The sequence below is a fragment of the Pedobacter sp. genome (genome assembly GCF_040513095.1).
Taxonomy (GTDB): Bacteria; Bacteroidota; Bacteroidia; order Sphingobacteriales; family Sphingobacteriaceae; genus Pedobacter.
The window spans coordinates 1-3,429 of the sequence record NZ_JBEVDX010000196.1 but is presented as its reverse complement, the minus strand read 5'-3'; the positions used below and the strand labels follow the sequence as shown (position 1 = coordinate 3,429).

The following is a 3,429-nucleotide window of genomic DNA, read 5'->3' as shown; positions in this document are numbered from 1 at the left end:
CGTTTTAAATACGAAAGCTCCAGATTGCTCTGAAGCTTTTCAGTGGAGAATACCGGATTCGAACCGGTCACCTCTTGCCTGCCAGGCAAGCGCTCTAGCCAAATGAGCTAATCCCCCGTGGGTCGCAAAAGTAACAATTTGTTTGTGCTTTGCAAATTTAAGTTGAAGATAATCCCGAAAAAATACTTGAATTGGTAATTACTTCCATTTTACCTGCATGAAGTTAACATTCTGCGTTCTTGAAGAATTGACAGCAATACCGGATCCCGGGCTATTGGTAAACGCAAAGCCTTCCAGCTCATCCGCTCTGTCATTAAGTACTTCTTTAATTACTTCCTGTTTGCCGGAAGCTATTGATTTCTCCAGGTCAACATAGGTAAAGCGCCACTTGCGGCCTTCCACCTGATTTTGTATTAGTACAAGAATTCCTTTTTCAGCAATCCAATGCAGGTTCTGCACCCACGGCGTACAACTGAACTTTTTATACAACACCCCTTTGTCACTGGTTTTCGAAGCTTTGCTTAAGGCCCGTGGATCATATAGCCTGACCTCGTTACCATTATTCCCATAATCTGCGGTAGCTACATACCACTTATTATTGTACTGCACATATTCCGGTCTTGTGCCCTGTATACAGACATCATCTTCAATAATGCTCATTAAATTTCCATCAAGAGTCCTGGTTTTTAAAAGTCCCTCCCAGTTTACCCAATAGATAATAGCTTTCCATTTACCACCCGGTACATCTGGTTTAACAGAATTACCGATAAAAGTAGGTTTGCCGGCATGTTGAGCTACACCAGTTGGATGGTTGATCACATCTTTTCCTTCAACTGTCAGCCTGGATTCTTTATGGAGATCTACCAGGCTATCCCCCACTAAAGTATACTCTCTGATCACTCCTATCTCCCGGTCGCCATATAAAAAAACGCGTCCTTTTTGATATGAGACACCCTGACAGGCACCCAATGAATCGACTGTTGTAGGCCTGGTTAAACTCATCATCAGGTGATCAGGTACATTTGCAGACAGGAATACGGGCAGCACGAACAAGGCAGTAATAGTTTTTCTCATATACAAAAAAGACTTTTTGATATGATTTAATGATTAACATTATGTTAAGCCTCTACCCTATCCCCATGAGCTTTCGGCTCAGAAATAACCAAAAAAGCCAGATCTGCCACCCCATGATTTGCAATACAATGTCTCCTGCCCTTAGCCACATGAATACTCTCAGCTGGATTTAATATAAACACCTCCCCTTCAATTTCAAATCTGGCTGTCCCCGATAAAACATAAAACAACTGCTGAGATAGATTGTGAAAATGGTGCGTCTCTGTAGTACCAGCTGGCATCATCTCCTGAATAACGCTTAAACCATCTGTTTTCAACAAATGCCAGCCATCACAGTGATCGCCCCATTGATAGTGTTCCGAGTTTTTTATTGATTTGATCATGATTACTTTGAGTTCATGCGACAACCTAATGAAAAGCTAAAATAGGCATATCCGGTTACTGCAAAAACGTATGTCACGAGATTTATACGCAGGAAACTGTATTTTTGACATTTCTCATTACTATTAAATATATTCGGTTTAGCGAGCAAAAACACGGATTTTAAACAACTTTAAGTTGTATACTGCGTTAAAAAGAAGCAGTGATTCAGTAATTTCGTAATATTAAACCTCCATTGTCTGATGAGCTGAAATTCAAATTTATCCAAAGCAATAGAAAGTATATCTTGTCCACAGTTTTTTAGATTAAAAATATTATATTTAGTTAATGCAGCATATCAATCGTGTAGCCTCCCGCCGGGCTAAAGTAGACCATGATAAAATCCCTAAACAGCCCAGTATAACAGTATCTTACTGGAATGTAGGTGTATTGCTGCATTTCTCAGTAATCCTGTTTGTAATGGAATCCTGGTTTTACTGGACGAAGTTCAGAGATGCCTATATGGAGGAAGCCTTGTTTTTTATTGTATTCTGGTTTGGCTGCGTGCTATTTGCCTTTACACACATATTTTTGGTTATTATGGACGCATGGTCCCGCTTCCAGAACTATAAAAGGATAAAAGATAACCTGTATATGCATGGCTTCAGCCCTAAACTGGCCAACCCCTATACAGGATCAAAATGTCAGCGTACAGCCTTCCTGGTAGCCGCAAAGGAATTAGGCATGGAGAAAGAAGTACTCAGTTACTACAAAAGGATTGGCATCAGATGGTATCATTTCATTCCAAAATTTATGATCCAGGACCCGCTGTTCCTGTTCCGGAAATCCTTTGTTTCCCGGACGTTTCTGGAGAAATATTACAAGCCCAGATTCAACTTCCGTGATCAGGACGTTAATTATAAAATAGCTGAATAATGCTTACAGGAACAAATTTAAGTAAAAGCTACCCTTCCGGAAAAGCATTAGATAACGTTTCAATACATATCCCACCCGGACAGATCTGTGGCCTGCTGGGCAGAAACGGTGCAGGAAAAACTACACTGTTCAAGATCTTATGCGGATTGGTAAAACCCGATCAGGGACTAGTGACTATCAACTCCAAAAGGGCTAAACCTGTTGGAGGAATCATTGAACGGCCGGGACTCTACAATTACCTGAATGCATACGACAATATCAAAATCTTCGCAGGCATACAGGGAGCAGCTACTGACAAACATTCCATCGAGCAGACCTTGCTCAAAGTAGGTTTACCGCTTGACCGTAAAGATCCGGTGAGAAACTTCTCCCTTGGAATGAAACAGCGTTTGGGAATAGCCATAGCACTCATCAACAATCCGGAATGCCTGGTGCTGGATGAACCATTTTCCGGCCTTGACCCAATCGGTGTGGCCTCTTTAATTACGCTCATCAGAAAGCTCGCAGAAGATGAGCACATTGCCATCCTGCTATCCTCACACATGATGGGCGAAATCAGCAAATGCTGCCATTTTCTCTACGTGATTGAAAAGGGAGAAATAGTAAATTCCGGAACAACCAACGAACTGATCAATACACATATCAACAGTTTCAGTATTACAGCATCCAATCTGAATGCCTCTGCGGCCCTAAAAAGTTATGATGTAGAGATGGGCACCAATGATGCAAGGGTAGTTTGTGATGCCAGGGATATCCCATCACTACTTACCGAACTGCTCAGAGAAGGCATACAGGTAACTGCCTGCACCCCTGTATTGACATTGGAACAACTAATTAAAAAGGCCAATTCATGAGATTACTGCTGTCAGCTGAACTTCTAAAGCTTGTTAAACAAAGCAAAACATACTACGCACTAGGGTCGATTATGGTGATCGAAACATTGATCCTGATCACTGCCTACTTCCAGGGCAGCACAATACTTGATCTGCTGCTGGATAACCTCAAACAATCCTTTTATTTTGAAGGAACCCTGTTGAACGGAAACCTGATCATGTACAT

The 3,429-nt window shown here is 41.6% G+C and carries 4 protein-coding genes, 1 tRNA gene and 1 pseudogene; 3 read left to right on the top strand and 3 right to left on the bottom strand.

What is annotated here, in order from left to right; all coding sequences use genetic code 11:
• Window positions 1-43: 43 nt before the first annotated feature.
• From ABWY16_RS21460 to ABWY16_RS21450, 3 genes are all read right to left on the bottom strand, one after another.
• Window positions 44-117: transfer RNA gene (locus tag ABWY16_RS21460), tRNA-Ala, on the bottom strand.
• Between the two features lie 81 nt (window positions 118-198).
• Complete coding sequence (locus tag ABWY16_RS21455) at window positions 199-1,074, bottom strand: hypothetical protein (protein ID WP_353906717.1); 876 nt, start codon at window positions 1,072-1,074, stop codon at window positions 199-201.
• A gap of 44 nt (window positions 1,075-1,118) precedes the next feature.
• Window positions 1,119-1,457, bottom strand: coding sequence for a cupin domain-containing protein (locus tag ABWY16_RS21450; protein ID WP_353906716.1), 339 nt, complete (start codon window positions 1,455-1,457; stop codon window positions 1,119-1,121).
• Window positions 1,458-1,782: 325 nt separating this feature from the next.
• On the opposite strand from ABWY16_RS21450, the gene ABWY16_RS21445 reads away from it, so the two are divergent.
• From ABWY16_RS21445 to ABWY16_RS21435, 3 genes and pseudogenes are all read left to right on the top strand, one after another.
• Window positions 1,783-2,370 (top strand): hypothetical protein, encoded by a 588-nt coding sequence (locus ABWY16_RS21445; RefSeq protein WP_353906715.1) that lies wholly within the window; start codon window positions 1,783-1,785, stop codon window positions 2,368-2,370.
• Window positions 2,370-3,224: an ABC transporter ATP-binding protein gene (locus tag ABWY16_RS21440; RefSeq protein WP_353906714.1), complete on the top strand. Its 855-nt coding sequence runs from the start codon at window positions 2,370-2,372 to the stop codon at window positions 3,222-3,224. Before ABWY16_RS21445 ends, ABWY16_RS21440 begins: the two co-directional genes overlap by 1 nt.
• Window positions 3,221-3,429: pseudogene (locus tag ABWY16_RS21435) on the top strand (ABC transporter permease); the annotation flags it as partial. The gene ABWY16_RS21440 and the pseudogene ABWY16_RS21435, both read left to right, overlap by 4 nt.